The sequence below is a fragment of the Paenisporosarcina sp. P4_E4_2 genome (assembly GCF_056401595.1).
The window spans coordinates 1-1,790 of record NZ_JBFUJC010000476.1 but is presented as its reverse complement, the minus strand read 5'-3'; the positions used below and the strand labels follow the sequence as shown (position 1 = coordinate 1,790).

Sequence of the window (1,790 nt, the reverse complement as noted above, 5' to 3'; positions counted from 1 at the left end):
ACGTAACCATTCGTCGCCTTCGTGAAAAAATTGAGGATAACCCAAGTCACCCTGCATGGATTGTGACACGTCGCGGCGTAGGGTATTATTTGCGTAATCCTGAACAGGAGTAGACAGAATGCAAAAGGTTGGCTTTTTTAAATCAATTCACGTCAAAATTGTCCTTGTTTATATATTGCTTATTATATTGGCAATGGAAATCATAGGAATATATTTTGCGCGCGAATTAGAACAAACGCTTAAAGCAAGCTTCACCAAATCCATTGAAGAACGAGTGGATTTGGTGGAGTTTAGTGTGCGTGAAGAAATTATAAAGAAGCGGGGAGAAGAAGACCCTACTTTRGAGCAAAGTTTACGTTCTGTTCTATTCAGTATCCGTTCGGAAGATATTAATGAAATTAGTGTGATTGATCCCAATTTTCGTATTCTAGCAACATCCGAAACGACCAATCAATCCATTGTTGGTCAACGTTCAACAGATGCGATGGTCCGTCGATCCATATCTTCTGAAACACCAGACAATAAAATTTCATTAAAAAAAGGCGATCGTATTTGGGTTCTCACTTCACCTATAATAGATCAAGGTGAAGTACTCGGTACGATTTACTTGGAATCAAATATCGAAACAGTTTTTGAGCAGATGAATGAAATTAACCGAATTCTTGCTGGTGGTACAGCGATGTCACTTGCCATCACCATCATTTTGGGGATTTTGATTGCCCAGACCATCACACGGCCGATTTCAGATATGCGTAGACAAGCACAGGCTATGGCAAAAGGGAACTTCTCCCGTAAAGTGCGCGTTTACGGAAATGATGAAATTGGGCAATTGGCAATTGCCTTCAATCACTTGACCAACCGTCTGCAAGAAGCCCAGTCCACTACGGAAGGTGAACGACGCAAACTAGCGTCAGTCCTTTCTAACATGACGGATGGCGTAATTGCAACGGATCGAAAAGGGCGTATTATTTTAATCAATGATCCAGCTCTGAGACTGTTGAGAGTATCAAGAGAACTGGTATTGCATCGTCCCATTTCATCCGTTCTTGGAATAGAAGCGGAATATACATTTGAAGATTTAATTCATATGAAAGAGTCCATTAACTTGGATTTCAGTTCACCAGAACGTCCGTATATTCTGCGCGCAAATTTCTCGGTCATTCAGAAAGAAACAGGATTCGTAAATGGCCTGATTACAGTTCTTCATGACAATACCGAACAAGAGAAAATTGATATGGAGCGTCGTGAATTCGTAGCCAACGTATCACACGAACTAAGGACACCATTAACGACGATGCGCAGCTACTTAGAAGCCCTTGCGGATGGCGCGTGGCAAGACCAGGAATTAGCACCTTCATTCCTGAATGTTACGCAGACGGAAACTGAGCGTATGATTCGTTTGGTTAATGACCTGTTACAGTTATCGAAAATGGACAGCCGTTCTTACGATTTGAATAAAGAGTTTGTTGAGTTCATTAAATTCTTCAATCGAATCATCGATCGTTTTGAAATGTCGAAATCACAACAAGTTCATTTCCAACGATTATTGCCAGATTCACAATTCTTTGTGGAAATCGATGCTGATAAATTAACACAAGTCATTGATAATATCATTTCGAATGCTTTAAAATATTCGCCGGATGGCGGTAATATTCGTTTTGGCATTATTGTGCAAGAAGGATTCTTAAAAGTGATGGTATCGGATGATGGCATGGGAATTCCAAAAGAAAATGTAGAACGAATTTTTGACCGTTTTTATCGTGTGGACCGCGCGCGGGCAAGGTCAATGG

At 40.7% G+C, this 1,790-nt stretch carries 2 protein-coding genes; both read left to right on the top strand.

The window, feature by feature from the left end:
* A partial coding sequence (locus AC1DSB_RS18825; RefSeq protein ID WP_477587367.1) for a winged helix-turn-helix domain-containing protein occupies positions 1-113 on the top strand: 113 nt, incomplete at its 5' end.
* 5 nt (positions 114-118) lie between these two features.
* On the top strand, positions 119-1,790 hold a 1,672-nt coding region (gene walK, locus AC1DSB_RS18820), incomplete at its 3' end, for a cell wall metabolism sensor histidine kinase WalK (protein WP_477587366.1).